At 72.4% G+C, this 22922-nt stretch carries 28 protein-coding genes; 14 read left to right on the top strand and 14 right to left on the bottom strand.

Features of this window, described 5'->3' with window-relative positions; all coding sequences use genetic code 11:
• Positions 1-77 precede the first annotated feature (77 nt).
• Complete coding sequence (gene pyrE, locus HNQ07_RS07990; protein WP_184110471.1) at positions 78-638, bottom strand: orotate phosphoribosyltransferase; 561 nt, start codon at positions 636-638, stop codon at positions 78-80.
• Positions 639-724: 86 nt separating this feature from the next.
• Between pyrE and HNQ07_RS07985 the strand changes: the two genes are divergently transcribed.
• From HNQ07_RS07985 to HNQ07_RS07965, 5 genes are all read left to right on the top strand, one after another.
• Positions 725-886 (top strand): helix-turn-helix domain-containing protein, encoded by a 162-nt coding sequence (locus HNQ07_RS07985; RefSeq protein WP_229831891.1) that lies wholly within the window; start codon positions 725-727, stop codon positions 884-886.
• Positions 887-928: 42 nt separating this feature from the next.
• Entirely contained in the window at positions 929-1663 is a 735-nt protein-coding gene (locus HNQ07_RS07980; protein ID WP_184110467.1) for a ribonuclease HI, read from the top strand.
• A 152-nt stretch (positions 1664-1815) separates the two neighbouring features.
• Positions 1816-2418 carry a DUF2087 domain-containing protein gene (locus HNQ07_RS07975; protein ID WP_184110465.1) on the top strand — a complete coding sequence of 201 codons (603 nt, stop codon included), beginning with the start codon at positions 1816-1818 and terminating at the stop codon, positions 2416-2418.
• Between the two features lie 5 nt (positions 2419-2423).
• The gene (locus HNQ07_RS07970; RefSeq protein WP_184110463.1) at positions 2424-3683 is read left to right on the top strand and encodes an aminopeptidase; all 1260 of its coding nucleotides are present in this window, start codon (positions 2424-2426) and stop codon (positions 3681-3683) included.
• A 58-nt stretch (positions 3684-3741) separates the two neighbouring features.
• The gene (locus HNQ07_RS07965) at positions 3742-4314 is read left to right on the top strand and encodes a peptidylprolyl isomerase (protein ID WP_229831892.1); all 573 of its coding nucleotides are present in this window, start codon (positions 3742-3744) and stop codon (positions 4312-4314) included.
• Between the two features lie 29 nt (positions 4315-4343).
• On the opposite strand, the gene HNQ07_RS07960 is transcribed toward HNQ07_RS07965, so the two are convergent.
• The 5 genes from HNQ07_RS07960 to HNQ07_RS07940 form a co-directional block, all read right to left on the bottom strand.
• A complete protein-coding gene (locus tag HNQ07_RS07960) occupies positions 4344-5636 on the bottom strand; it encodes a cation:proton antiporter (protein ID WP_184110459.1) in 1293 nt (430 codons plus the stop codon).
• An 80-nt stretch (positions 5637-5716) separates the two neighbouring features.
• The gene (gene rpoZ / locus HNQ07_RS07955; protein ID WP_184110457.1) at positions 5717-6016 is read right to left on the bottom strand and encodes a DNA-directed RNA polymerase subunit omega; all 300 of its coding nucleotides are present in this window, start codon (positions 6014-6016) and stop codon (positions 5717-5719) included.
• A 117-nt stretch (positions 6017-6133) separates the two neighbouring features.
• On the bottom strand, positions 6134-6499 hold the full coding sequence (locus tag HNQ07_RS07950) for a hypothetical protein (protein ID WP_184110455.1): 366 nt from the start codon (positions 6497-6499) through the stop codon (positions 6134-6136).
• Positions 6500-6601: 102 nt separating this feature from the next.
• Complete coding sequence (locus HNQ07_RS07945) at positions 6602-7252, bottom strand: SRPBCC family protein (RefSeq protein ID WP_184110453.1); 651 nt, start codon at positions 7250-7252, stop codon at positions 6602-6604.
• A 118-nt stretch (positions 7253-7370) separates the two neighbouring features.
• Entirely contained in the window at positions 7371-7562 is a 192-nt protein-coding gene (locus tag HNQ07_RS07940; protein ID WP_184110451.1) for a hypothetical protein, read from the bottom strand.
• A 201-nt stretch (positions 7563-7763) separates the two neighbouring features.
• Between HNQ07_RS07940 and HNQ07_RS07935 the strand changes: the two genes are divergently transcribed.
• The 4 genes from HNQ07_RS07935 to tmpR are packed head-to-tail and all read left to right on the top strand — an operon-like array spanning position 7764 to position 11340.
• A complete protein-coding gene (locus HNQ07_RS07935; RefSeq protein WP_184110449.1) occupies positions 7764-8684 on the top strand; it encodes a DMT family transporter in 921 nt (306 codons plus the stop codon).
• Positions 8681-10171 carry an ABC transporter permease subunit gene (locus HNQ07_RS07930; RefSeq protein WP_184110447.1) on the top strand — a complete coding sequence of 497 codons (1491 nt, stop codon included), beginning with the start codon at positions 8681-8683 and terminating at the stop codon, positions 10169-10171. Before HNQ07_RS07935 ends, HNQ07_RS07930 begins: the two co-directional genes overlap by 4 nt.
• A gap of 33 nt (positions 10172-10204) precedes the next feature.
• Positions 10205-10615: an NUDIX domain-containing protein gene (locus HNQ07_RS07925; RefSeq protein WP_184110445.1), complete on the top strand. Its 411-nt coding sequence runs from the start codon at positions 10205-10207 to the stop codon at positions 10613-10615.
• Positions 10612-11340, top strand: a complete 729-nt coding sequence (tmpR, locus tag HNQ07_RS07920; RefSeq protein ID WP_184110443.1) for a bifunctional dihydropteridine reductase/dihydrofolate reductase TmpR — start codon at positions 10612-10614, stop codon at positions 11338-11340. The genes HNQ07_RS07925 and tmpR overlap by 4 nt, the downstream gene beginning before the upstream one ends.
• A gap of 9 nt (positions 11341-11349) precedes the next feature.
• Here tmpR and HNQ07_RS07915 read toward each other — a convergent pair whose 3' ends face one another.
• From HNQ07_RS07915 to HNQ07_RS07900, 4 genes are all read right to left on the bottom strand, one after another.
• Positions 11350-11880 carry a spore coat protein U domain-containing protein gene (locus HNQ07_RS07915; RefSeq protein WP_184110441.1) on the bottom strand — a complete coding sequence of 177 codons (531 nt, stop codon included), beginning with the start codon at positions 11878-11880 and terminating at the stop codon, positions 11350-11352.
• On the bottom strand, positions 11871-14252 hold the full coding sequence (locus HNQ07_RS07910; RefSeq protein ID WP_184110439.1) for a hypothetical protein: 2382 nt from the start codon (positions 14250-14252) through the stop codon (positions 11871-11873). The genes HNQ07_RS07915 and HNQ07_RS07910 overlap by 10 nt, the downstream gene beginning before the upstream one ends.
• Positions 14212-14868, bottom strand: a complete 657-nt coding sequence (locus HNQ07_RS07905) for a fimbrial biogenesis chaperone (protein WP_184110437.1) — start codon at positions 14866-14868, stop codon at positions 14212-14214. The genes HNQ07_RS07910 and HNQ07_RS07905 overlap by 41 nt, the downstream gene beginning before the upstream one ends.
• Positions 14869-14935: 67 nt before the next feature.
• Complete coding sequence (locus HNQ07_RS07900; RefSeq protein ID WP_184110435.1) at positions 14936-15439, bottom strand: spore coat protein U domain-containing protein; 504 nt, start codon at positions 15437-15439, stop codon at positions 14936-14938.
• A 710-nt stretch (positions 15440-16149) separates the two neighbouring features.
• On the opposite strand from HNQ07_RS07900, the gene HNQ07_RS07895 reads away from it, so the two are divergent.
• Complete coding sequence (locus HNQ07_RS07895) at positions 16150-16782, top strand: DNA-3-methyladenine glycosylase family protein (protein WP_184110433.1); 633 nt, start codon at positions 16150-16152, stop codon at positions 16780-16782.
• 19 nt (positions 16783-16801) lie between these two features.
• On the opposite strand, the gene HNQ07_RS07890 is transcribed toward HNQ07_RS07895, so the two are convergent.
• Both HNQ07_RS07890 and HNQ07_RS07885 read right to left on the bottom strand, forming a co-directional pair.
• The gene (locus HNQ07_RS07890) at positions 16802-17470 is read right to left on the bottom strand and encodes a flavin reductase family protein (protein ID WP_184110431.1); all 669 of its coding nucleotides are present in this window, start codon (positions 17468-17470) and stop codon (positions 16802-16804) included.
• A 19-nt stretch (positions 17471-17489) separates the two neighbouring features.
• Positions 17490-18650, bottom strand: a complete 1161-nt coding sequence (locus tag HNQ07_RS07885) for a hypothetical protein (protein ID WP_184110429.1) — start codon at positions 18648-18650, stop codon at positions 17490-17492.
• Positions 18651-18724: 74 nt separating this feature from the next.
• Here HNQ07_RS07885 and xseB point away from each other — a divergent pair, with 74 nt between their 5' ends.
• Positions 18725-18958, top strand: a complete 234-nt coding sequence (gene xseB / locus HNQ07_RS07880; protein WP_184110427.1) for an exodeoxyribonuclease VII small subunit — start codon at positions 18725-18727, stop codon at positions 18956-18958.
• Positions 18959-18961: 3 nt separating this feature from the next.
• Here xseB and HNQ07_RS07875 read toward each other — a convergent pair whose 3' ends face one another.
• Positions 18962-19591 carry an NAD(P)H-binding protein gene (locus HNQ07_RS07875; RefSeq protein ID WP_184110425.1) on the bottom strand — a complete coding sequence of 210 codons (630 nt, stop codon included), beginning with the start codon at positions 19589-19591 and terminating at the stop codon, positions 18962-18964.
• Between the two features lie 68 nt (positions 19592-19659).
• Between HNQ07_RS07875 and HNQ07_RS07870 the strand changes: the two genes are divergently transcribed.
• Positions 19660-20271 carry a lysophospholipid acyltransferase family protein gene (locus HNQ07_RS07870; RefSeq protein WP_184110422.1) on the top strand — a complete coding sequence of 204 codons (612 nt, stop codon included), beginning with the start codon at positions 19660-19662 and terminating at the stop codon, positions 20269-20271.
• A gap of 7 nt (positions 20272-20278) precedes the next feature.
• On the opposite strand, the gene HNQ07_RS07865 is transcribed toward HNQ07_RS07870, so the two are convergent.
• Entirely contained in the window at positions 20279-20665 is a 387-nt protein-coding gene (locus HNQ07_RS07865; RefSeq protein WP_184110420.1) for a hypothetical protein, read from the bottom strand.
• 364 nt (positions 20666-21029) lie between these two features.
• Between HNQ07_RS07865 and HNQ07_RS07860 the strand changes: the two genes are divergently transcribed.
• Together HNQ07_RS07860 and HNQ07_RS07855 are read left to right on the top strand one after the other, a co-directional pair.
• The gene (locus HNQ07_RS07860) at positions 21030-21893 is read left to right on the top strand and encodes an ABC transporter substrate-binding protein (protein WP_184110418.1); all 864 of its coding nucleotides are present in this window, start codon (positions 21030-21032) and stop codon (positions 21891-21893) included.
• A gap of 6 nt (positions 21894-21899) precedes the next feature.
• The gene (locus HNQ07_RS07855; protein ID WP_184110416.1) at positions 21900-22922 is read left to right on the top strand and encodes a FecCD family ABC transporter permease; all 1023 of its coding nucleotides are present in this window, start codon (positions 21900-21902) and stop codon (positions 22920-22922) included.

Here is a 22922-nt window from a genome sequence, read left to right as displayed (position 1 = left end):
TGCCCAGCGCAGCGCCGCTCCCCCTGTCCCCTGCGGGGATAGGGGGCTGGGGGGTTGGGGCAAGCCCGCGACGAATCCTAAATCTCCTGCAAAGGAATCTCCGCCAGCCACCCAGGCACCGCCTCCGGAGGGTACGTATCGAACACCAGCCGCGTCAGCGACACCAGCAGATACCCACTGAGCGGCCCCTCCTGCGCCCGCCGGTCGACGATGCACGCGATGGCCGCGCATTGCCCCCCGGCCTTCTCGGCAGCCAGCACGGCCTTCAGGACGCTGCCCCCGGTGGTCAGGACGTCCTCGACCGCGATGAAGGTCTCCCCTTCCCGGATGCTGAAGGCCTCGCGGATCTTCATGCCGCCCTGGCCGTCTTTCTCGGCGAAGATGGCGCGGGTGCCGAGGTGCCGGCCGACCTCGTAGGCGAGCACCACGCCGCCCATGGCGGGGCCGATCACGAAGTCGGGGGTATAGCCGGCGGCGCTGATCTTCTCCGCGAGGGCCTGACCGATCTGGGCCGTCAGGTGAGGGTACTGGAGCAGGGTGGTGCTCTGGAGGAATTTGGGGCTGTGGCGCCCGCTGGCGAGCAGGAAGTGCCCTTCGTGGTAGGCGCCGGCTTCCTGGTAGAGCTTGAGGACGTCCATGCGGTGATTATTCCATTGTGGCCGGGCGCGGCGTGGCATGGTGGGGTATGGAGTCGGTACCGTTTCCGGGGGCGGTGGTGGTGCGGATGCGTCGGCAGCTGCTGGGGATCGGGCTGGAGGAATTGGCGCGGGCGGCGGGGCTGGAACCCGCGCTGCTGCGGAGGCTGGAGCAGGGGGAGTTCGATCCGCGCAGCGTGCACCTGGGGGCGCGGGCCGTGCTGGAGCGGATGCTGGACATCACGCTGTAGGCAGCGCGGGGTGCGGAGCGTAGGGTTCCTGGGGGTGCGGGCATGAACCATGCGTTCGTGGATGCGAGCTGGCACGAGTTGCCGGACGGGTCGGGTGTGGGCGGCTGGGGACTGGTGCTGATCTCGCCGGGGCAGTTGCCCGCGCGGTTTCAGGGGCAGCTCGATTCGCCGGACAACAACGTGGCAGAGGTGCGGGCGGTGCTGGAGGCGGTGCGTCTGGCCCCGCCGGGCGAGGCGCTCACGGTGCACACGGACAACGAGGCGGTCATCGCGTCGGTGGGCCGGGGGCGCGGGCCGGAGTTGCTGCACGGCGCGGCGCGTGAGGTGACGGAGGCGGCGGCGGCGCGCGAGGTGGCGCTGCAGGTGCGGTATGCGCCGCGGACGCGCCGGCATATGCTGGTGGCGCACGAACTGGCGAACGAGGCGCGGCGCGGTGGCGGGGGCAGCGTGCCGGGGGTGCAGGCGGACGTGCTGATCGAGCACCGGCCGGGCTGGGCTGAGGCGCGGGTCAGTCTGCGCCGGGCGTCGGAGCGGGTGACGGCGCTGGTGGCGCTGGATCTGGAGTCGGAGGTGCCGCCGAGCGCGCAGGCACTGATGGCGGCGGTGGGGCTGGCGCAGCCGGGCGAGGCGATCCTGGTGCGCCGCGCCAGCCGGGTGGCGCAGGCGCTGTGGCGGCGGCCGGAGCGGGCGCTGCGGCTGGCCGCGCAGTCGCAGCTCCGTGAAGCGCGGTCGCTGGCCGACGCGAGCGGCGTGCAGGTGGACTTCCTGGCGTCGTGAGCCGGGGGCAGGGCGCCATGCGGGCAGGCCATTCGGCGGAGTTCGATGATCTTCGAATCTTGTACCTTGATTCGAGGAGGATCGAATCGTATGGAACTGTCCGCAGCGCTGTCCGCAAGACATGAACGGCCTGACCCTCCGGCGAGCCAGCCATGAGCGACGACCTGAACGCCCGCGCGGCCGTGTTCCGCGCCCTGTCGCACCCGGCCCGCCTGAGCCTGCTGCGCCTGACGTGGCACGAACCGCTGTCCGGGGAGGAGCTCGCGCGGCTGATGAACCTCGCGCCCGCCACCGTCAGCCACCACCTGTCACAGCTTGTCGAGGTGGGGCTGATGACTGCGCGGCAGCACGGACACGCGCGCCTGCACGGCCCGGACCACGCGGCGCTGGACGCGACGCTGGCGGGCCTGGTCCGCGGGACCACGCCCACGCTCCCCTCGGCCGATCCCTACCGCGAGCGGGTGTTGCGGTCGTTCTTCCAGGGCGGCCGGCTCACGACCATTCCGGCGCAGCTGAAGAAGAAGGTGGTGGTCATGCACGAGCTGGGCCAGCGGTTCGAGCCGGGCCGCATGTACCCGGAACGCGAGGTCAACGCCATCCTGGGCGGAGTGCACCCGGACGTCTCCACGCTGCGCCGCGAGATGGTCGGCATCGGCGTGCTGGCGCGCGAGCGGGGCGTGTACTGGCGCGTGACGCCCGACGGAACGGACAGTCCCGGGACGGCGGACGCCGCCGGGGCCGGGCCGCTAGAGTGACGGCAATGACCAATTCGACTGTGAACAGTGCTCCTCCGGGCGACTTCGGAGCGAAGCTCGCCCGCTACGCCGAGTTGCTCATCCACACCGGCGTGAACCTGCCGCGCGGCGGCAAAGTGCACATCGCGGCGCCCGTCGAGGCGACGGAACTCGCCCGCCTGACCGCCCGCGCCGCGTACCGGGCCGGCGCGGCCGACGTGCGTGTGGTCTACACCGACCCGCACCTGGCGCTGGCGCTGTTCGAGGACGGCAGCGATGAGGCCGTGACCTTCCTGCCGGAGTGGGTGGCGCGCGAGCGCGAGGCGATGGTCGCGGACGGCTACGCCATGATCACCATCGTGGGCGAGGACCCGTCGCTGCTGGCCGGCGTGAACCCCGAGCGGGTGGCGGCGCGCAGCAAGGTGCAGGCCCAGGCCCTGCGGGCCGTGTCCGAGGCGATCGGCGGCATGCACGTGAACTGGACGGTCGCGGCCATCGCCACGCCGGCGTGGGCCGCCCGGGTGTACCCGGAGCTCGGCGAGACCGAGGCCGTGGAGCGCCTGTGGGCCGACATCTTCACCGTCACGCGCGTGGATCAGGCCGACCCGGTGGCCGCGTGGGACACGCACGTGCGGCAGCTCAAGCGTCTGGGCGACGTGCTGAACGCCAGGCAGTACGCGGCGATCCACCTGCGCTCGGGCCTGGGCACTGACCTGACGGTGGGCCTCGCAGAGAACCACGTGTGGATGGGCGGCGGCGAGGTCGCCAGAAACGGCATCCTGGGCGTGCCGAACCTGCCGACCGACGAGATCTTCACCGCGCCGCACCGGGAGCGCGTGGAGGGCTGGGCGGTGGCCAGCAAGCCGCTGAGCGTGCGTGGGCAGCTCGTCGAGGGCATCCGCGTGCGCTTCGAGGGTGGCCGGGCGGTGGAGGTCAGCGCGGCGCGCGGGCAGGACACGCTGGAGCGCCTGCTCGCCACGGACGAGGGCGCCGCGCACCTGGGCGAGATCGCGCTGGTGCCGGCCTCGGCGCCGGTCGCGCGCACCGGCACGCTGTTCCTGAACACGCTGTTCGACGAGAACGCTGCGTCGCACATCGCGCTGGGCCGCTGCTACCCCACCAACGTCGTGGGCGGCGAGGACGAGGCCACCCTGGCGGCGGCAGGCGGCAACGACTCGCTGATCCACGTGGACTGGATGATCGGCACGCCCGACACGGACGTGGACGGCATCACCGCCGGCGGCGAGCGCGAGCCGCTGATGCGCGCGGGCGAGTGGGTCCTCTGAAGAAGCGTCCGCTCCGCTCCCCGCATGCCCTCACGTTCCGGCCCGTAGAATGCCAGCCATGACGTCCGACACGTACACCGCAGACGGCTTTCACGCCACGCCCGAACTCAGCGCGGAGCGCAAGACAAAGTTCAGCAGCGCCCCGGAACTGGGCGACGGAATCGAACCCGGCAAGCAGTACCGCGCCGTGCTGGAGACCAGCAAGGGCCGCCTCGTGGTGGAGCTGTACCCCGACGACGCGCCCGTCACGGTGAACTCGTTCGCGTACCTGCTGCGCCACCACTACTACGACGGCATCAAGTTCCACCGCGTGATCGACGGCTTCATGGCGCAGTCGGGCGATCCCTCGGGCACCGGCGCGGGCGGCCCCGGCTACGACTTCGAGGACGAGTTCGGGTCCTCGCACCGCCACCGCGGCGCGGGCGTGCTGAGCATGGCCAACCGTGGCCCCGCCACGAACGGCTCGCAGTTCTTCATCACCTTCGTGGACACCCCGCACCTGGACGGCCGCCACACGATCTTCGGCCGGGTCGTCGAGGGCCTGGACGTCCTGCCGCGCCTGACGCGCATCCAGCCCGGCATGCCCGGCACGCCCGACGTGATCGAGAAGGCGTATCTCGTCGAGAAGTAAGCCCGCAGAGGGGGCCAGAGGGCCGGGAGCTAGTGATCCTGGCTCTCGGCCCTCTGCCCTTTACTCTCGGCCGGCGTCGCGTCCGACGCGCGGCGCACCAGCGGCAGGATGGTCAGCCCCTGCACGGCGATGGTGAACAGCACGACGGCGTACGTGGCAGTCAGCAACAGCGGGCGGTACGGGCTGTCCGGCAGGCCCAGCGCGAGGCTGATGGCGATGCCGCCGCGCAGGCCGCCCCACGTGAGCAGCCGCACGGTGTACGCGCCGTACCCCTCGCGCGCCCGCACCAGCGCGAAGGGCAGGGCCACGCTGACATAGCGCGCGGCGAGCGCCACCCCGACCATCAGCACGCTCGCCACGACCTGCGCCGTGCTGGGCCGTGTGAGCAGCACGTCCAGGCCGATGAAGGCGAACAGCACGATGTTCAGCACCTGATCCACGGTCTCCCAGAAGCCCTCCACGTGGTGCCGCGCTTCCTCGCTGAAGACGCGGCGCTTCGCGGCGGACATCACCAGGCCGGCCACGACCATCGCCAGGGGGCCGCTGGTGCCCAGGGCGGCGGCGGCCACGTACCCGCCGACGACCAGCGCCAGCGTGATCAGCACCTCGACCGCGCGCTGGTCGATGGTCCGCACCATCGCGGCGCCCAGGCCGCCCAGCAGCGCGCCGAACAGCAGGCCGCCCAGCGCCTCGCGCACGAACAGGCCCAGCACGCTCAGGACCGTCACGTCCTGGTGGGTGCCGTGCGGCCCGATGCCGGCGACCGCCGCGACCACCAGGAAGATCACCACGCCCACGCCGTCGTTGAACAGGCTCTCCCCGGCGATCAGCGTCTCGATCCGGGCCGGCACCCTGGCGCGCTTCAGCAGGTCGAGCACCGCGACCGGGTCCGTCGGGCTGATCAGCGCGCCGAACAGCAGCGCCCACAGCAGCGGCACGTCCAGGCCCAGCACCCGGAACAGGCCGTACGCGGCGAAACCGATCAGGAACGTGCTGATCAGTGTGCTGAGGAACGCCAGCAGCAGGATGCTGCCGCGCTGGCGCAGCATCTGCGCGGCGTCCAGGCTGAGCGACCCGGCGAACAGCAGCAGGCTCAGGATGCCGTTCAGCACGAACTCGGTGAAGTTCAGCGTCTGGAGCAGCGTGGCCGCCCAGTGCCGCACGCCGGGGATCAGGCCCAGGGCGTCCAGGCCGATCAGCGCGGCGCTGGCCAGCGCGCCGGACAGCGTCACGCCGACCGTAGTGGGCAGCTTCAGCAGGCGCTCGTTGAGGTACGCGAGGACGGCCGTGACACACAGCAGCACGGCGAAGGCGGTCAGCATGCGGCCCAGGATAGACGCCGCAGGCCGTCAACGAGAACGGGCCGGACAGTGCTGCCCGGCCCGCCCCGCTGCGTGTGCGGTCAGTCGCGCTCGCGTTCGCGTTCGGCGTTCAGCTGCGCCTGCAGCTGGGCCTGGCGCTGGCGCACGTAGTCCTGGTGGAACCGCTGCTCGTCCATCAGCTCGGTACCGACCGTGAGCTTGCCGGTCGCGAGTTCACGCATGGCCTGCGTGACCAGGTTGCGGGTGCGCACGCGCTGCTCGGTGGGCAGCACGCTGGGCGCGCCGCTGCGCAGCTGCAGGGCGCGTTTGGCCGTCACGACGCTCAGCCGGTACTTGCTGTCCGTCATGGCCAGCAGCTTGTCAATGTCTCGTTCCGCCATACTCGTTTCCTCCGTGGGCACGCGCTCGGGGTGGCGCGGTCAGCCCCCCACTCTACCCCACACGGTGCGGGCGATCCACCCTGGGGAGGATCACAGTCAGGACGACCGGGGAGCCGCTCAGGACTCCGGGGCCGGAACAGCGCGCACGCCCAGCTGGCCGCCCCGCTGCCACGTCTGGAAGGCCGCCCAGCTGTCGTCGCTGAGGGTGGCGACGGCGAGCCCGGCCCGCTCGACCACCCACGGGCGCCGCGCGACCTCGTCCGGCAGGCCCTCCAGGCGGTAGCGGCCCGGCGGCAGCGCGGGCGCCACGTGCGCCGTGACGCGGTGCGTGAAGGTCTCGGCCTCGAAGCGCCGCCGCATGCGCTCCTCGCGGCCCTGGTCCACGCCGGAGATCCCGAAGAACAGGAAGAATCCCGCCAGGTCCAGGAAGGGCCGGGGGCGGCGCTGCTGGTGCTGCACCTGGGTGATCTTCACGGCGGTCATGGCCCCAGCGTAGTCCGCAGGAGCGGGCCGCGCGTCCCGCACCCAAGGCCACAGCACGGCGGCTCCACCTCACGGAGTGGAGCCGCCACACCGGAACTGAGATCAGGCCGGTGTGCCCATGCCCTCGAAGCTCGCCTTGAACTTCTGCAGGTCCTCGGCGATCTGCTGGCTGGGTTCCTCGCCGAACAGTTTCGCCACGGCCGCGCCGAGCGGGCCGGCGGGCGGACGGTACGACAGGGCCACATGCACGCGTGTGTGGCCGTTCGGGAGTTCCTCGAACTGCACGCTGCCCGCGTTGTCCACGGTCGCGCCGGGCAGCGAGTGCCACCCGATGCGCTGGCCGGGCTTGTCGTTCACGATCTCCGCTTCCCACTCCACGTGCGTGCCCAGCGGGGCCTTGGCGACCCAGCGGCTGCGCTTGGTGTCCAGTTCCGTGACGCTCTCGAGGTGGCTCATGATGCGCGGCAGGTTCTCCAGCTTGCGCCAGTAGTCGTAGACCTGCTGCGGCGTGCGGTCGATCACGACGCTGTGCTCGACGAAGATCGGCTTGGACGACGTGCCGGACCCGCCCAGCCCGGCGGCGGCCATCACGGGGTCGTGGCCGGTCGCGGCGCGGTACGCGAGGTACCCGCCGACCGCGGCGAGGCCCAGGCCCAGCACGCCGCGCTTACGCAGCCCCATCAGGACGAGCGCGCCACCCGCCGCGCCCGTCATCATGCGTGTCTGATCCATGCCCGTCTGGTTGTTGGTCATCTTCGTTCCTCCGTGCAAGGCAGTGTAGGCGCGCTCCTCATGGGCGAGGTGAAGCCTTGGCCAACCGTGCCTAAACTCGGTTCGCCCGGCGCGCGCCGCGCACGCCCTCCAGCCGCGCTCAACCGGGCTCGTCGGCCGGTTCGTGCTGACGCTCGACCTCGTGGGTGGCCGAGCGGTCCGCGCCGCTCTGCGGACCGCCCTGGGTGTTGGCGTCCAGATTGGTGTTCGCGCCGTGCGTCGCGGTGTCGCTGCCGGTGTGGGTGGCCATGGTCTCGGGGGTGCTGACGGTCTGCGGCTTGCCTTCTCCCATGCGGGGTGCCTCCAGTGGCGGCCCGTGGGGGCGGCCGGGGTGGTGCGTCGGTGTGGGCGCCCGCATGCTCGCGCTCCCGTGGCCGGCGCGGGTGTGGCGCCCCTTGCGGTGAAGTTGAGGCACGGCGGCAGTGGAGGGACCGGGGTACTGGGGGAGCGCGGCAGGCGGCACGTCCCGCGCACGGTGCTCTAGGCTGACAAGGTGAGCACGACCTCCTCCACCCTCCGCCCCGTTCCCGGCCGCCTCGATCCGCTGTCGCTGGGGGCAATTCTGGTGACCATCGCGTTCTGGGCGTCGGCCTTCGCGGGCATCCGGGCAGGGCTGGCGGCCTTCACCCCCGGGCACCTGACCCTGTACCGCTTCCTGGTGGCCGCCGCGGCGCTGGGCGCGTACGCCGTGATCGCGCGCATTCCGCTGCCGCCCGCGCGGCTGCTGTGGCGGATCGCGCTGCTGAGTTTCTCCGGCATCACGCTGTACCACGTGTGCCTGAACTACGGCGAGACCAGCGTCCCGGCCGGCACCGCCAGCCTGATCATCGCGGCCGGGCCGGTGATCACGGCGCTGCTCGCCACGCGCTTCGCCGGCGAGCGGCTGAACGCGCTGGGCTGGCTGGGCACCCTGGTCAGCCTGGCCGGCGTGACCCTGATCGTGCTGGGCAGCGGCCAGGGTGTGAACTTCACGCAGGGCGCCCTGCTGATACTGGCGGCGGCGCTGTTCACGTCGCTGTACTTCGTGTTCCAGAAGTCAGTGCTGCGTGAGATCAACCCGCTGCACTTCACGGTGTGGTCGCTGATCCTGGGCACGGTGCCCATGCTGGTGTTCCTGCCGGGCTTCGCGGGAGAGCTGCGCGCCGCGCCGCTGGGCGCGCACCTGGCCGTGATCTACATCGGGCTGTTCCCGGCGGCCCTGGCGTACCTCACGTGGACCTTCGCCCTGTCGCGGGTCGGGCCGAGCGCGACCACGTCGTTCCTGTACGTCTCGCCGGTGTTCGCCATCCTGATCGCGTGGCTGTGGCTGGGCGAGGTGCCGCACGTGATCTCTCTGCTGGGCGGCGCGGTGGCGGTCGCCGGCGTGGTCCTGGTGAACACGGTGGGCCGCCCGCGCCCGGCGGCGCAGCCATGACGGCCGGCGCCCCGCCCGCCGCAGTGGACGCACCCATCGAACTGCGGGACGTCACGGTGCGCCTGGGCGGCGAGACCATCCTCGACGGCGTGAGCGTGGACGTGCGTCGGGGCGAGTTCCTGGCCCTGATCGGCCCGTCGGGCGGCGGCAAGAGCACCGTGCTGCGCGTGATCGCGGGGCTGCTGCGGCCCGTGTCCGGCAGCGTGCGGGTGCAGTCCGCGCCCGCGCTGGTGTTCCAGGACTACCGGCTGCTGCCATGGCGCACCGCGCTGCGCAACGTGCAGCTCCCGGCCGTGCTGGGTGCCGGCGGCGGCCTGGACGCCCGCGAGGCGCTGCACCTGGTCGGCATGGAGGCCTACGCGGACTACTACCCCGCGCAGCTCTCCGGCGGCATGCGCGCCCGCATCGCCCTGGCCCGCGCGCTGGCCCAGAGCGGCGACGTGCTGCTGCTCGACGAGCCCTTCGCCGCCCTGGACGCCCTGGTGCGCGAACGCTTCAACGCCGAACTGCGCCACCTGCACGAGAAGACCGGGCGCACCACGGTCCTCGTCACGCACTCCATCCGCGAGGCCGTGTGGCTGGCCGACCGGGTGGCCGTGCTGCGCGGCGGCAAGATCGTGGAGATCCTCGACACGCGCGGCGAGGGCCGCGTGAGCGCGTACACCGACGGCATGGAGGCGCACCTGCGCGCCGTGCTGGGCGCGGGCGACTCCACCCGGCTGCGCGTGGAGGGCAGAGAACCGTTCAGCCGGTCGCGGCTGTTGCCGCTGCTGGCGATCGCGCTGGGCCTGACCGTGTGGGAGGTGGCGGCCGCAAAGTTGAATGCACCGTACCTGCTGCCGCTGCCGTCGGCAGTCTGGGACAAGCTCATCGCCAGCCGAGCGTCGCTTGCCCTGTCGCTCTGGACGACCGTCTCGACCGCGCTGCTGGGCACCTTGCTGGGCGGTGTCCTGGGCCTGCTGATCGGCTACCCGCTGGCGAAGTACCGCCCGCTCGAACGGTTCGTCAGTCCGTATCTGGTCGCGTCGCAGAGCACGCCCATCGTGGTGCTGGCCCCACTGCTCGTGTCCTGGGTCGGCTATGGCTACCTGCCCGCCGTCCTGGTGTCCGCCCTGAGCGCGCTGTATCCAATCATCGTGTCCACCCTGGTTGGGGTGCGCGAGGTCGACCGCGCCTACCACGAGGTCTTCAGTTCCTTACGCGCGACCGCCATGCAGCGCCTCACCCATCTGGAACTGCCGGGCGCGCTGCCGGTGCTGCTGGGCGGGCTGCGACTGGCTGCGAGTCTGGCCCTGATCGGAGCCGTGGTGTGGGAGTTCGTCGATCCGAACCATCAGGGGCTCGGCTTCCAGGTGCAGCGCGCCGCCAACTACGCGGACAAGGCCACGCAGTTCGCCGCGATCACCCTGCTGATCCTGTTCGGCGTGCTGGTGTACTCGCTGATCACGGCGCTGGAGCGGCGGGTGATGCGTAGGCGCGGACGCTGAACGCCCGCGTGCTCCCACGCTACGCTGCCGGGCATGCAGAGGCCGGTGGTGTGCGTAGGAGCGCTGGTGTGGGGCGCGGATGGCCGGGTGCTGCTCGTCCGCACCACCAAGTGGCGGGGGCTGTGGGGCGTGCCGGGCGGCAAGGTCGAGTGGGGCGAGAGCCTGCTGTCGGCCGTGACGCGTGAATTCCGGGAGGAGGTGGGCCTGGAGCTGCACGACGTGCTGTACGCGCAGACCCAGGAGTCGGTGCTGTCGCCGGAGTTCCACACGGACGCTCATCTGCTGCTGGTGGACTACTTCGCGTCCACGTCCGGGCACGTGGTCACGCCGAACGAGGAGATCGAGGAGTGGGCGTGGGTGCCGCTGCACAGTGCCCTGGACTATCCGCTGAACACGGTCACGCGGACGCTGGTGGACCTGGCGCTGAAACGCGAGGACGGGTGACGGGCGCGGCGGGGCGCACGGCGCTCGTCACCGGCGCGTCGCGCGGCATCGGGCGGGCTCTGGCGGTGGCCCTGGCGCGCGAGGGCTGCCACGTGGCCGTGCACTACCGCAGCAGCGCCCCGGACGCGGAGGACACGGCGCGGCAGTGCCAGGACGCGGGCGTGCAGGCCGTGACCCTGCGCGCGGACGTGACCGACCCGGTGCAGGCGCGGCGGCTGGTGCAGGACGCGCACGCGGCGTTTCCGGGCGCGCCGCTGGGCGTGCTGGTGAACAACGTGGGCAACTACGTGCACCGGCCCCTGCTGGAGACCACGGACGCCGAGTGGGCGGACATGCTGGGCAGCAACCTCACCTCGACCTTCGCCACATGTCAGGAAGCGGCGGGCGTGATGCGCGCGGCGGGCTACGGCCGGATCGTGAACCTGGGGTACGCGGGCGCGCGCAACATCCTGGCGCGGCCGGGCATCGTGCCGTACGTGGTCGCCAAGGCGGGCGTGCTGCACCTGAGCCGCGCGCTGGCGGTGGTGCTGGCCGGCAGCGGAGTCAGCGTGAACGTGGTGTCGCCCGGCGTGATCGAGACCAGCGTGAGCCAGCCGCTGCGCGAGATCCCGGCAGGGCGGGCCGGCACGGTGGATGAACTCGTGGACGCCGCGCTGGGCTTCGTGCGGGCCAGCGACTATCTGACCGGGCAGGAACTGGAGGTTGCGGGCGGCTGGAACCTGTGACCGCAGACGTCAGAAGTTCAGGGTGACCGTCAGGGTGCCGGTGTACGCGCCGGCCCGCACGGTCTGCCCCGCCGGAATGCGCGCCTGGTACAGCAGGGGCACCGCGACCGGCTGCGCCGAGACGAGCGACAGCACGGCGGGCAGCAGGGCCTGACCCGTCATCACCTCGGTGCCGCCGGCGCCGGTGCCCCAGACCTTGCCGGTGCCGGCGGGCGGCACGGTCGTGAGGAGGTACGCCAGGGTCGAGCCGGACGGCCCGCCGAGCGTCCGGGGCGTGGCGGCGCTGGCCGTGCCGTCCACGCTGACGGTGAACGTCAGCAGCAGGTCCAGGCCCAGGGCGTCTCCGAGCGTCTTGATGCACGCCACGGTCACGCGGCCGCCCGCCAGGGTGTCCAGGGTCGACGGCGTGGTGTACGTGCCGAGGTTCAGATCCGGGCTCTGGAGGGTGCACTGCGACGCGCCGGCCCCGCCCACCGCGCACAGCAGCAGCAGGAAAGCAGCGTGGCGGCGTGCGCCTGTCTTCAGTGGGTTCAGCGGCATGGCAACTCCTCGGCGAGGCTGTAGGTGGCGGCGCAGGTCCCGCCGGGCCACGTGACGGTGACGACGTCTCCGGGCTGGGCGGGCAGCGCGAAGTAGCCCGCAGCGCTGACCTGACTCTCGCCGTCGCCCGCGCGGGCGTGGGTGCCCGGCGGGAAGGTGCGGCCGGTCAGGCGGCGCAGGGCGTTGCGTTCCAGGTACGGCGTGAAGTCCGCGAGCCACGCCAGGGCGCGGCCGTCCCCGCTGACGCGCATGTTCAGGCGGCTGAGGGACGCGCTGATCGGCAGGGTGCGCTCGTCGACCTCCACGGTCACGGCGCCGCCCACCTCGACGCCGCCCACACTGAGCACCGCCTGTCCTTCCGGGCCGGTCCACGCGCTGTAGCCGCCCGCGCCCACGCGCACGCCCGGCACCCCGACGCGCACGGCCAGCAGGCGGCCAGGGATCGGCGAGACCAGCGCGCCGGCGCCGGCCACCACGCCCCAGCGGGCGCCCACCGCCACATTCACGGTGGGCGCCGCGCCGCCGGGTGCCAGGGACACGGCGGCGCTGGCAGTCACCGGCCCGCCGACATCCAGCGTCACGCCAGGGGTGGGAAGGACGCGGGCGGTCACGCTGCCCTGCACCGGCGGCAGCTGGCGCTGCTCGGCCCACGCGCGCAGGTCCAGGTCCCGCCGCGCGGCGAGCTGCGGCTGCCCGCCGATCACGCCGCCCAGCACCTGCCAGCCCTCGCCGGGGCGTAGGTTCAGGCTGACGTCCACGCGGGCCCGGCCCGGCGACGCGCGGCCATGCACGTCGTAGGTGCCGGCGCTGAAGGTGCCGCCCACGCCCAGCGTGCCGTAGGGCTGCCCGTTCTGGATGCCGCTGCCCGCCTGCACGGTCACGCCCTGCACGGTCGCGCCGAAGTTCACGTTCATGCTTGCGGCGCCGCTGCCACCGTCGGCCTGCGCGTAGCCGATGCCGACCCCGGTCGACCACGTGCCCCACTCGGCCTGCGCGCTCAGCACCGCCGCCGAGTCCAGGGTGGTCGTGCCGGCCCCGCTGTCGCGGCGCACGCGGGCTTCCAGCAGGGCCTGGCTGGTGGGCGTGGGCGTCACGCTGGCGCCCAGCGCGATCTCCGGGTCCGGGCCCAGCGACGCGCGGGCGCGCACGGCGGCGTCCGGGGTGACCTGGTAGCGGACCGTGGCGTCGGCGGCGGGGCGGACGTCCTGCCGGGGCAGCGTCTGGCCGGTGGCGACGGACGTGCGGGCGGGCCGGACGCCGACCGCCACCTGGTACGACACGTCGCCCACGGCCACCTCGCCGGGCGCGGCGTAGGGCAATTCCTGGACGCGCCGCACGCCGGCCTCGTCGATGGTCAGGGTCAGGACGTACTCGCCGCCGGGCAGGCCCAGGCCGTCGAGTTCGGTGATGCCGGGCTCCAGGTAGCCCTGGCGCAGCACGCGCGGTCCGAAGCGCAGGGTGTACGGACCGCCGATGGCCGTCTGGACGCGCAGCGGCCGGGCCAGCGGGCCGGCGGGCGCGCGGCCGATGGCGACGCCCAGCAGGGGCCGGGCCACGTTCACGAGTCCGGCCTGCAGGTTCAGGTCGCCGTCCTGTACCGTCAAGTACGCGGCGCTCACGGCGGCGCGGCCGGCCACCGTCCGGGCCGCGCCGGGTGTGGTGTGCACCTCGCCCTCCACGGCAACGGTCGCGCCCACCGGGCCAGTCTGCGCGTCGGCCTGGACGGCTACAGCGGCCCGCAGCGGCGCGGCCGCGTCAGACGACAGCGCCGCCTGCACCCCCACCGTGGCGGCAGACACCCGCGGCGAGGGCACGGCGGCGTTCTCGGCGCGCTGGCCGTAGTGGTCGGCCGGCGGCGTGACGGTCAGGATCAGGTTCTGCGGATCGAAGGTCGCGGGCCACGTGACGAGCTGGTACTCGGGCGCGCGGCACGTACTGGGCAGACCCAGCGGACCGGCGTCCTCACTGCGGAGATAGACGCGACCCTCGTCATCCACCTTGATGACCGCGTCGCCGCTGGAGCGGGGCAGCACCACCTGCACGGGGGTGGGGGCCAGCGCCGGCAGCGCCGCGCACGCCTCGCCTCCGGCCGTGGGCGCGGCGCTGTAGGCGGTCAGCGGCGGCGCGGTCGTCACGAGGTCGAGTGCGAGGGGGGCCGGCGCAGACTCCGTCAGGGGCGGCACGGCGGTCAGCAGCTCCGGCGGGGCCGCGTCCGGCACGTCGCCGAAGGTCGGCACGGCCGTGATCAGGCGCAGCGGCGAGTCCTGCATCTGGGCACCGGACAGGATCAGCAGGGCGGTGGTGACGACCACCCGGCGCAGGCGCAGGACGCTAGCGCGCGGGAAGGATGACCGGCTGCGGGCTGTCGTCACTGGAGTACCTCAGGTCCAGACTGCCGGGGGCCGTGAACGCGCGGGACTGGCCGGGCAGCAGATAGGTCAGGCCGGCCAGGGTGTGCCAGCCGGCGTCGTCCCGGTAGTCCACGCGCGTGAGCCGCGCGTGCACGTCGCCGCTGTTGGTCAGCACGAGCCGATCGCCATCGCGCGTGACCGTCAGGCGCGGCGCGCCCTGCAACAGGCCCTCGAACAGCGGCACGCTCAGTTGCAGCAGGGTGCGGACGCCCGGCGCGTCCGAGGACGGCACCTGGGTGACCAGCACTCGGTACGCGGTCTCTGCGCCGGAGGGCAGGGCGAGGTTCGCGAGGCGGACGACCTGGTGCGCGCCGGGGCGCAGGGTCACGCTGGCCGGTGCCGCGACGACGTCGGTGGTGGGCTGGAGCACGTCTTCGCCCTGCGCCTGCGTCCAGCGCAGCACGCGCACAGTCAGCGTGATCGGCTGGTCGCCGCCGTTCGTGAGGGTCAGGGTCGCCGCCTTGTCGCGCGGCGTGATGTGCAGCATCAAAGGCGAAATGCCCAGGCTGGGCGCCGCCAGCACCGGCGGCGCCCACAGGCCCAGGCAGAGGAAGAAGAGGGTCGTCAGCAACTTCATGGCGGGTCTCCTGGGCGGCGCGCGGCGCTCCATGCGCTCGGCGTCGCGGCCGCCCGCCGCAATGCGGTCAGTACGCGATGGTCAGGGTCAGCTGGTCCCGGTACGTGCCGATCAGGGGGTTCTGACCGCTGGGGATGGAGCCCTGGATGACCAGCGGCGCGGGCAGCCCGAGGCCCACGAAGGGCAGCGCCACGCCGATCACCGAGTTGAGCAGACCGCCGGCGTCCACCAGGCCGACGCTGTAGTTCAGGAAGTTGCCGGCCGTGCCCTGGTTCTCGAGGCGCCGCTGGCCGGCGAGGTCGTGCTGGCCGGCGCCGAGCTTGGCGGTGTACAGCGTGCCCAGGGTGCAGTTGACCGACACGACGCTGGCGCCGGCCGTCACGGCCGTGCTGCCGAGCGCGGCGTTGTAGGTGCCGAAGTCCGCGGTGGTGTCCCCGCCCGAGGAGCTGCCGCCCGAGAGCGTGCACGCGCTCTGCACCGTGGCGGTGACCGTGACAGTGCTGGTGGTGGACGCGGCCTGCGCGGACTGGGCGAGAAGCAGGGCAGCGGCCAGGGTCAGGAGTTTCTTCATGGTTCACCTCGGAGGTCGGGCGGGCGGACGTGTCGTGGACACGCCCAGGCGGGGCGTTCTGAGCAGATCGTCTCGGTGGTGCTCGGAGGGCGACGGTGAATTCATGGTACGCATCTTCTCTTGCTGGAGTCTCACATTTGCAGGCAACTGTGGTGCATTTGGCACAGGAGTGACGTTTTTCATACGTTCATAGCCGCAACGAGAGGTCAACTATGTGAATGAATGTGAATTTCGGCAGGTGAAATCGATTGCAAACGTCGATCTTTCCACACTTGGTACGGGTCCTCGTGGCGGGAATTGCACAGACTCCGTTCCGGAGTGGTGCTAAGCGCAAAGGCCGACTGGCGGGTCCACTCGGCACCAACGTCGGCCAGAGCGCTCAACATTCGCCCACCCTCGCAAATGACCGCGCAATAAGCGGCTTTATGTTGAACCTTTCAATCTAATTCTTTGGCGCGATGTGCAAAACAAGACATTCACATGAAGCTCGGAGCCTTTCGGGAAGCTCAACATAAAGACCTCTGTCGAAAATTGCATTCCGCAGGACAGGGATGCGGACGACGTGCTGGCGGCGGCCGTACTCGCCGCTTCGCAGGCCTGTCCGGGACGAGCCCGTCGAGCGGTGGCCGGCCCCATCCTGACGGCCGGAGTCGCCCCGACGCCGGGAATGGCAACACGCGGGTAGCGAACCGGCCCCCCCGGGGCGTTGAATGGCGGCCATGACCCGGCCCACCACTCCCCTGCTCCACCACGCCGACGCGACTGCCCACCTGTCCCGCGACCCGGTCATGCAGGACGTGATCGCGCGGGTCGGTGACCTGAGCGTGCTTGCGCCCACCCCCGATCCCTTCGGCACGCTGATCCGCTCGGTGACGGGGCAGCAGCTCAGCGTGAAGGCCGCGGCGAGCATCTACGCGCGGCTGCTGGACACGCTGGGCACCATCGACGAGGTCACGCTGCTGAACACGCCCGGCGAGACGCTGCGCGGCGTTGGCCTGTCGTGGGCAAAGGTGCGGACCGTGCAGGCCATCGCGGCGGCCCGGCAGGCGGGCACGGTGGACTTCGACCATCTGGCCACGCTGGACGACGAGGCCGTGATCGCCGCGCTGGTCCCCCTGCCGGGCATCGGCCGCTGGACCGTGGAGATGTTCCTGATGTTTGCCCTGGCCCGCCCGGACGTGTTCAGCATGGGCGACCTGGCCCTGCGCCAGGGCGTAGCGCGGCTGCACCCGAACGTGCGGCCCGACGAGGTGCTGGAACTGTGGAGTCCGTACCGCACGCTGGCCGCGCGCTACATCTGGGCAGAGGGTGCGCTGGCGAAAGCCGGGGGCGCCCCGGTCTAGCTGGACCGGCCGGCCAGCCTCACTCCGCGTCCGGCGCTGCCGTGCGGGCCTGCCACTGCTCGTACGTGACGCGGTCGATGGTGAAGGCGTCGCGGGTGGTCGCGTACCCGCCGCGTCCGCCCATGCGGCCGATCAGGTCGAGGGCAGCGGTGTCCAGGTAGTGCTTCCCGGCGTCCAGCACGGCGTCGGCGCGGACACTCACACCGATCACCTCGCCCAGGATGATGCGCGTGGCGCCGATCACGACCGTCTGGACCTCGCGGCATTCCAGGGCGGCTGGACTGCCCTGGACGCGCGGCGTCCGGACACTGACGCCCGGCTCCAGCGGGATGCCGAGCTGCTGCGGCTCGCCCAGATGCGCGGGGAAGTCGGTGGCGGTGGCGTTCATGGCCTCGGCCAGCTCGCGGCTCACGAGGTTCACGGTGAACTCACCGCCGGGCGGGATGTTGCGCGCGGTGTCCTTGGGCGTGCCGTCTGACCGGTCACCGGGCGCGAAGGCCACGACGGGCGGATCGGAGCCCATCACGTTGAAGAACGAGTAGGGCGCCAGATTCACGTGCCCGGCCGCGTCCAGCGTGCTCACCCACGCGATGGGGCGCGGCACCACGATCCCGGTCACGAGCTTGTAGCGCGCGGCCTGCGGCAGGGTGGTCAGGTCGAAGTGGAGGTGGTCGGCAGCGCCCGGCATGCCCCAGCGTAGCCCGCCGTCACTCCAGCCGCCGCACCTGCAGGCGCCAGTGCCCGCGCCCGAACTCGCGCCACGCGACCAGCACGCCCAGCGGCCCGGCCGCCAGCGAGGCGTGGTCGGTGTCCGCGTGTGGGTCGGCGTTCAGCGCCCCGCCCAGCGGCGACCAGTGACTGTCATTCCAGCGGGCGGCCCTGACCGTCCGCGCCCCGTCCGGCCCCTCGTTCCACGCGACCACAGCGCGGCCCTGTGGGTCGAAGCCCAGCGATACCGACGACGCCAGCCGGCCCGGCGCGCTGACCGGCCCGCCCAGCCGTCGCCACGCGCGGCCGTCCCAGCGCGACACGTACAGGGTGTCCACGCCCTGGCGGTCTTCCAGCCACGCGACCACCGGACGCCCGGCCGGGTCGATCCGCAGCTGCGGCAGGAAGATGTACGTGCGCGGGCGGACGTTCAGCCGATCTCCCAGGGTGTGCCACGCCCGGCCGTCCCACGCGCGCACCCACAGGTCGGACTGCGTGGTCGCGCCCTCCACGTACGCGAGGAGCACGCGCGACCCCGCCTGCGCGACGCTGGGCATGAACGCTGGCGTGCGCGGATCGAGGTTCACGTACGGCGTGACCTGCCACCCGGCGCCGCGCCAGATCCGCAGCGACACCACGCTCGGGTACGTGCGGATCAGCGTGCCGATGTCGGTCCAGCCGACCAGCGGCCGGTCCCCGCCTCCGGCCGCGAACGAGCGCGATCGTCCCGCGTCCGACAGGTTGCGGCGCAGCGCGTACGGCCCGGGCGCGGTCCAGCCGCCCGGCGTGAGGTTCGACATCACGTACGAGTCGATGTGCGCTGCGCCGCTGCCCTCCTCCCACGCCAGCCACACGCTGCCGTCCGGGCCGGGGTGCACCGTGGGCTTCGCGGCGTTCGAGCGGGCCTTCTCGTTCAGCACGCCGCCCAGATCCTGCCACCCGCCGCCCTGGAGCCGCGCGGCGTGCAGGTGCTCCAGCCCCGCCTCGCGCGCGATCCACGCGACCACCGGCCGGCCCTGACCATCCGTGCCCGCCGCAACTGCCAGGACCGGATCGGGACTGAACGGCGGCGCGAGTCCGGCCCCACCACCGGCGACGGCCGGACCGGCAAGCAGCGCGGCCACGAGAAGGGAGCGAACCGGACTCAGGGATACGCGCATGGAACCTCCGGGAACCGTGGGTCCATTGTGTGCCCGGCCCGGGTGCCCGGCAAGCCCACGCGTAGCATGGGCGCGTGAGCCCCGACGCCGTCACCTCGTACCGCGACGCCTACGCCACCCTGGCCCGCATCGCGTCGGAACTGGAGAGCGGCGAGGCCGATCTCGACCGCGTGCTGCCGCTGCTGGAAGAAGCGCGCGTGGCCTACGCCGCGTGCCGCGAGCGCCTGGACGCCGTGCGCGCCGTCCTGGCCGGCGAGTGGGCCAACGACGGCGGCGAGGACGACGATGAAGACGAGGACGACGGCTAGGACCTATCCGGTCAGGCCCGCCAGCGCGTCCGAAATGGCCTGCGTGCCCTGCACGACCTCGAAGGTCTGCCCCACCGTGCGCGGGTCCGCCACGCACGCCAGCACCACGGCCGCCACGTCGTCCCGCGCGATGGTGCCGCGCGGGGTGGTGGGGGCGATGTGCACCAGCCCCGTGCCGGGCGCGTCGTTCAGGCCGGCCGGGCGTACGACCGTCCAGTCCAGCGCGCTCGCCTGCACGTGCGCGTCGGAGCGCGCCTTGACCCGCAGCACCGCCGACAGGAAGGGCGGCATCTGCTCGGGCCGGTCCACGCCCATCGAACTCACGACGATCAGGCGCCTCGGTCCGCGCGTCAGCAGGGTGTCGACCACGCGCACCAGGGCGTCGCCGTCGATCGCCTGGAAATTCCCGCTGGCGCCCGCCCCCGCCGCCCACACGACCGCGTCCGCGCCGTCCAGCACCGCGTCCCACTCGCCGGCCAGGTCACCCCGCACCGGCGTGGCCCCCAGCAGCGACACCATGTCCGCCTGCTCGGCGCTGCGGACCAGGGCCCGCACCGTGTGCCCCGCCCGTGCGGCCTGCGCTGCCACCCGCCGGCCCACGCCACCGGCCGCCCCGATCACGCTGAGGTTCATACCTCGAGCGTACGCCGGGGCGCCATACGGACCGTGTGCTGGGACGCTTTGGGCGTATCCTGCACGGTATGAGCGACGTCCGGCGCCCCGATCCTGCCCAGGCCGCCCTGGAACGCGCCCCGACCGTCGATCCGCGCATGTACGCCTTCGTGCTGGCGGTCACGAACCTGCCGGTGCTCCTGAGCGGCATGCGCCTCGACGCGCAGGGCGTAGAGCACGTCCCGCCGCCCGGCACGCCCCTGGTGGTCGCCGCGAACCACGTCAGCGGCCTCGATCCCTTCCTGGTCGCCCGCGCCCTGCCGCGTGGCCGGTTCCTGCAGTACATGGCGAAAAAGGAGCTGTTCCTGCCGGTCATCGGCTGGATCATCCGTACCGGTGGGTCGTTCCCGGTGGACCGCAGCGGCAACGACGTGGCGGCCATCCGCACCGCCGTGCGGGTGCTCAAGGACAACGGAACCGTCGGCATCTTTCCAGGGGGCACCCGCGGCGGCACCGAGTTGCACGGCGGCGTCGCGCTCATCGCCGCGAAGGGCCGCGCGCCGATCCTCCCGGCGGGCATCCACCGCAGCGGCAAGCGCTGGGTGGTGCGCTTCGGCCCGCCCATCGCGTCCGGGGGCGGCATCAAGGCCGTGACCGCCGAACTCGGCACGGAACTCGTAAGGCTGTCGCAGCCGGGCTGAGGGCGCGTCAGTCCGGGGGCGGCGTCCACCACACGGACGCGTGGGAGAACGTGACGCCCACCGCCGCGCCCGCCTGATCGAGGTCGCAGTCGAACACGAAGCGCTCGCCGTCGCCCAGCGTGGTCAGGGTGCCGCTGAGCTGCCAGCGGAGATGATGGCCGTCCACACCGACCTCGTTCGAGACGGAATCGTGTTTCTCCACGGCCAGGCGGAAGGCCGGCGCCTGTGGGTGCTGCCGCCGCAGATCCGCCTCGCAGGCCCGCAGCAGGGGCTGGAGCGCTCCGCCGTGTCGTGCGGGCCGCCCGCCCGGTGTCCAGCCCCCGACGGCGACCGTTCCGGCGACCAGCGCGAGCACCGGCAGCACTGGAATCAGCCAGAACAAGCGCTCACGCACGCCGTCTCTCCTCCATACCCGAGCGTACCTGCCGCACGAACACCCGCCACGTGCAGGTGGGTGGCCGGCCGCCGCTATAGTGGGCGCGATGGTCGCGGGGGAAGCCCGGTGACGGCCCAGCAGACCCGAGTCTGTGCGGCCCATTCCGGCACTGTCGCGCAACGGTGATCCAGCCCGCCCTGAACGGCGCCTGGGAAGTCCGGATGCCCGCGCCGTCCACGCGTACACCGCAGCACGCGGCGCGTGTGGCCAGACCTCTCGCGGAAGGAGGGAACGCCCGGCTTCGATAGACCGGCGCGCACCACTTCCGCCCCCCAGATGACCTGGTGGGGCGGTTTTTCCTGCGAAGGGGCAAGGAGAGCGTATGAAGATCCTGACCCTGACGACCACCCTGGCGCTGGCGGGCACCGCCGCCGCGGCCACCTACCCCCTGACCCTGACGGACGACCTGAACCGCAAGGTGACCGTGAAGGCCGAGCCCATGCGGATCATCTCGATGGTGCCGAGCACCAGTGAGACGCTGTGCGCGCTGAACGTCTGCGACCGGCTGGTCGGCGTGGACGCGTACAGCGACTTCCCGGCGCAGCTGAGCAAGGTGCCCAAGATGGGCGACCTGTACACGCCGAACATCGAGGCGATGGTGGCGGCCAAGCCCGATCTGGTGCTGGTCAGCAAGTACGGCAAGGTGAGCGAGTCGCTGGCGCAGGCGGGCATCACGGTGTTCGCCCTGAACCCCGAGACCTACGACGAGGTCTTCAGCAAGCTCCTGACCCTGGGCAAGCTGGTAAACCGCGAGGCCGCCGCGAAGGCCCTGGTGACGACCATGGCCCGGGATATCGCCAAGACCGAGGTGCTCACGCGCGCCGCCGTGACCAAGCCCACCGCGTACTTCGAGATCGACCCGACGCCGTACTCGATTGGCCCCAAGTCCTTCATGGGCGTGCTGCTGACCAAGGCGGGCGCGCGGAACATCATTCCCGAGAGCATGGGCGACTTCCCGAAGGTCGATCCGGAGTTCATCGTGAAGGCCAACCCGCAGCTGATGCTGGGCCTGGACGCGAAGACGGCCGCCGCGCGCCCCGGCTGGGCGAACCTGAGTGCCGTGAAGGCCGGGCGCGTGATCTCGCTGCCCGCCGAGCTGAGCAGCAGCCTGTCGCGCCCCGGCCCCCGGCTGCCCGCCGCGCTGCGGTCGCTGGCGCGGCTGATCCACCCGGAACTGTTCCGGTAAGTGGCGATGAGCACCGGCACCCCGTCCGGCGCCGCGCAGCGCCTCCGGCGTGGGGCGCGGCGCTGGCCACGCACGCTGGGGCTGGCGCTGCTGCTGGTGGTCGCCGTGATCCTGGGCACCGGGCTGGGCAGCGTGACCATCGCGCCCGGCGACGTGCTGGGCGCCCTGTGGCGCGGCGTGAGCGGGCAGGAGCTGGCGGGCAGCGACGTGATCGTGTGGTCGATCCGCCTGCCGCGCGTGGTGATGGGCGTGCTGGTGGGCGCGGCGCTGTCGATGTGCGGCGCCAGCTTCCAGGGCGTGTTCCGCAACCCGCTGGCCGACCCGTACCTGCTGGGCGTGGCGAGCGGCAGCGCGCTGGGCGCGACCGTGGCCATCGTGCTGGACTGGCCGCGCGCCGCGATTCCCGTGGCGGCGCTGGTGTGCGCGCTGGGCGCGGTGGCCCTCACCCTGATCCTGGCGCGCGAGGGCCGGCGTTTTCCGCCCACCCGGCTGATCCTGTCAGGCGTGGTGGTGGGCAGCGTCCTGAGCGCGGCCAGCACGGCCCTGATCCTGCGCGGGCAGGACCGGGCGCGGCTGGTGCTGGCGTACACGCTGGGCGACCTGGGGTTCTCCGGGTGGCGGGACGTGCTGACGGTGCTGCCGTACGTGGCGCTTGGCGGCGCGGCGCTGCTGCTGCTGGCGCGCGCGCTGGACACGCTGCAACTCGGTGACCTGACCGCCCGCTCGCTGGGCGTGCCGGTCGAGCGGCTGCGGCTGCTGGTCGTGGTAGCCGCGAGCGTCGCCACGGCGGGCGCGGTCGCGTACGTGGGCATCATCGGCTTCGTGGGCCTGATCGTGCCGCACATCGCGCGGCTGGCCTTCGGGGCGGGGCACCGCACGCTGCTGCTCACGTCCGCCGTGCTGGGCGGCGCGGGGCTGGTACTGGCGGACCTGCTGGCGCGCACCACGGCGCTGTCGCAGGTGGGCATCGTGACCACGCTGCTGGGCGGCCCCTTCTTCCTGTACCTGCTGCGGAGGCAGCGTGAGTGA

Source organism: Deinococcus metalli (genome assembly GCF_014201805.1).
Taxonomy (GTDB): Bacteria; Deinococcota; Deinococci; order Deinococcales; family Deinococcaceae; genus Deinococcus; species Deinococcus metalli.
Note: the sequence above shows the minus strand (reverse complement) of the source record. Positions and strands in the feature narration are given on the sequence as shown.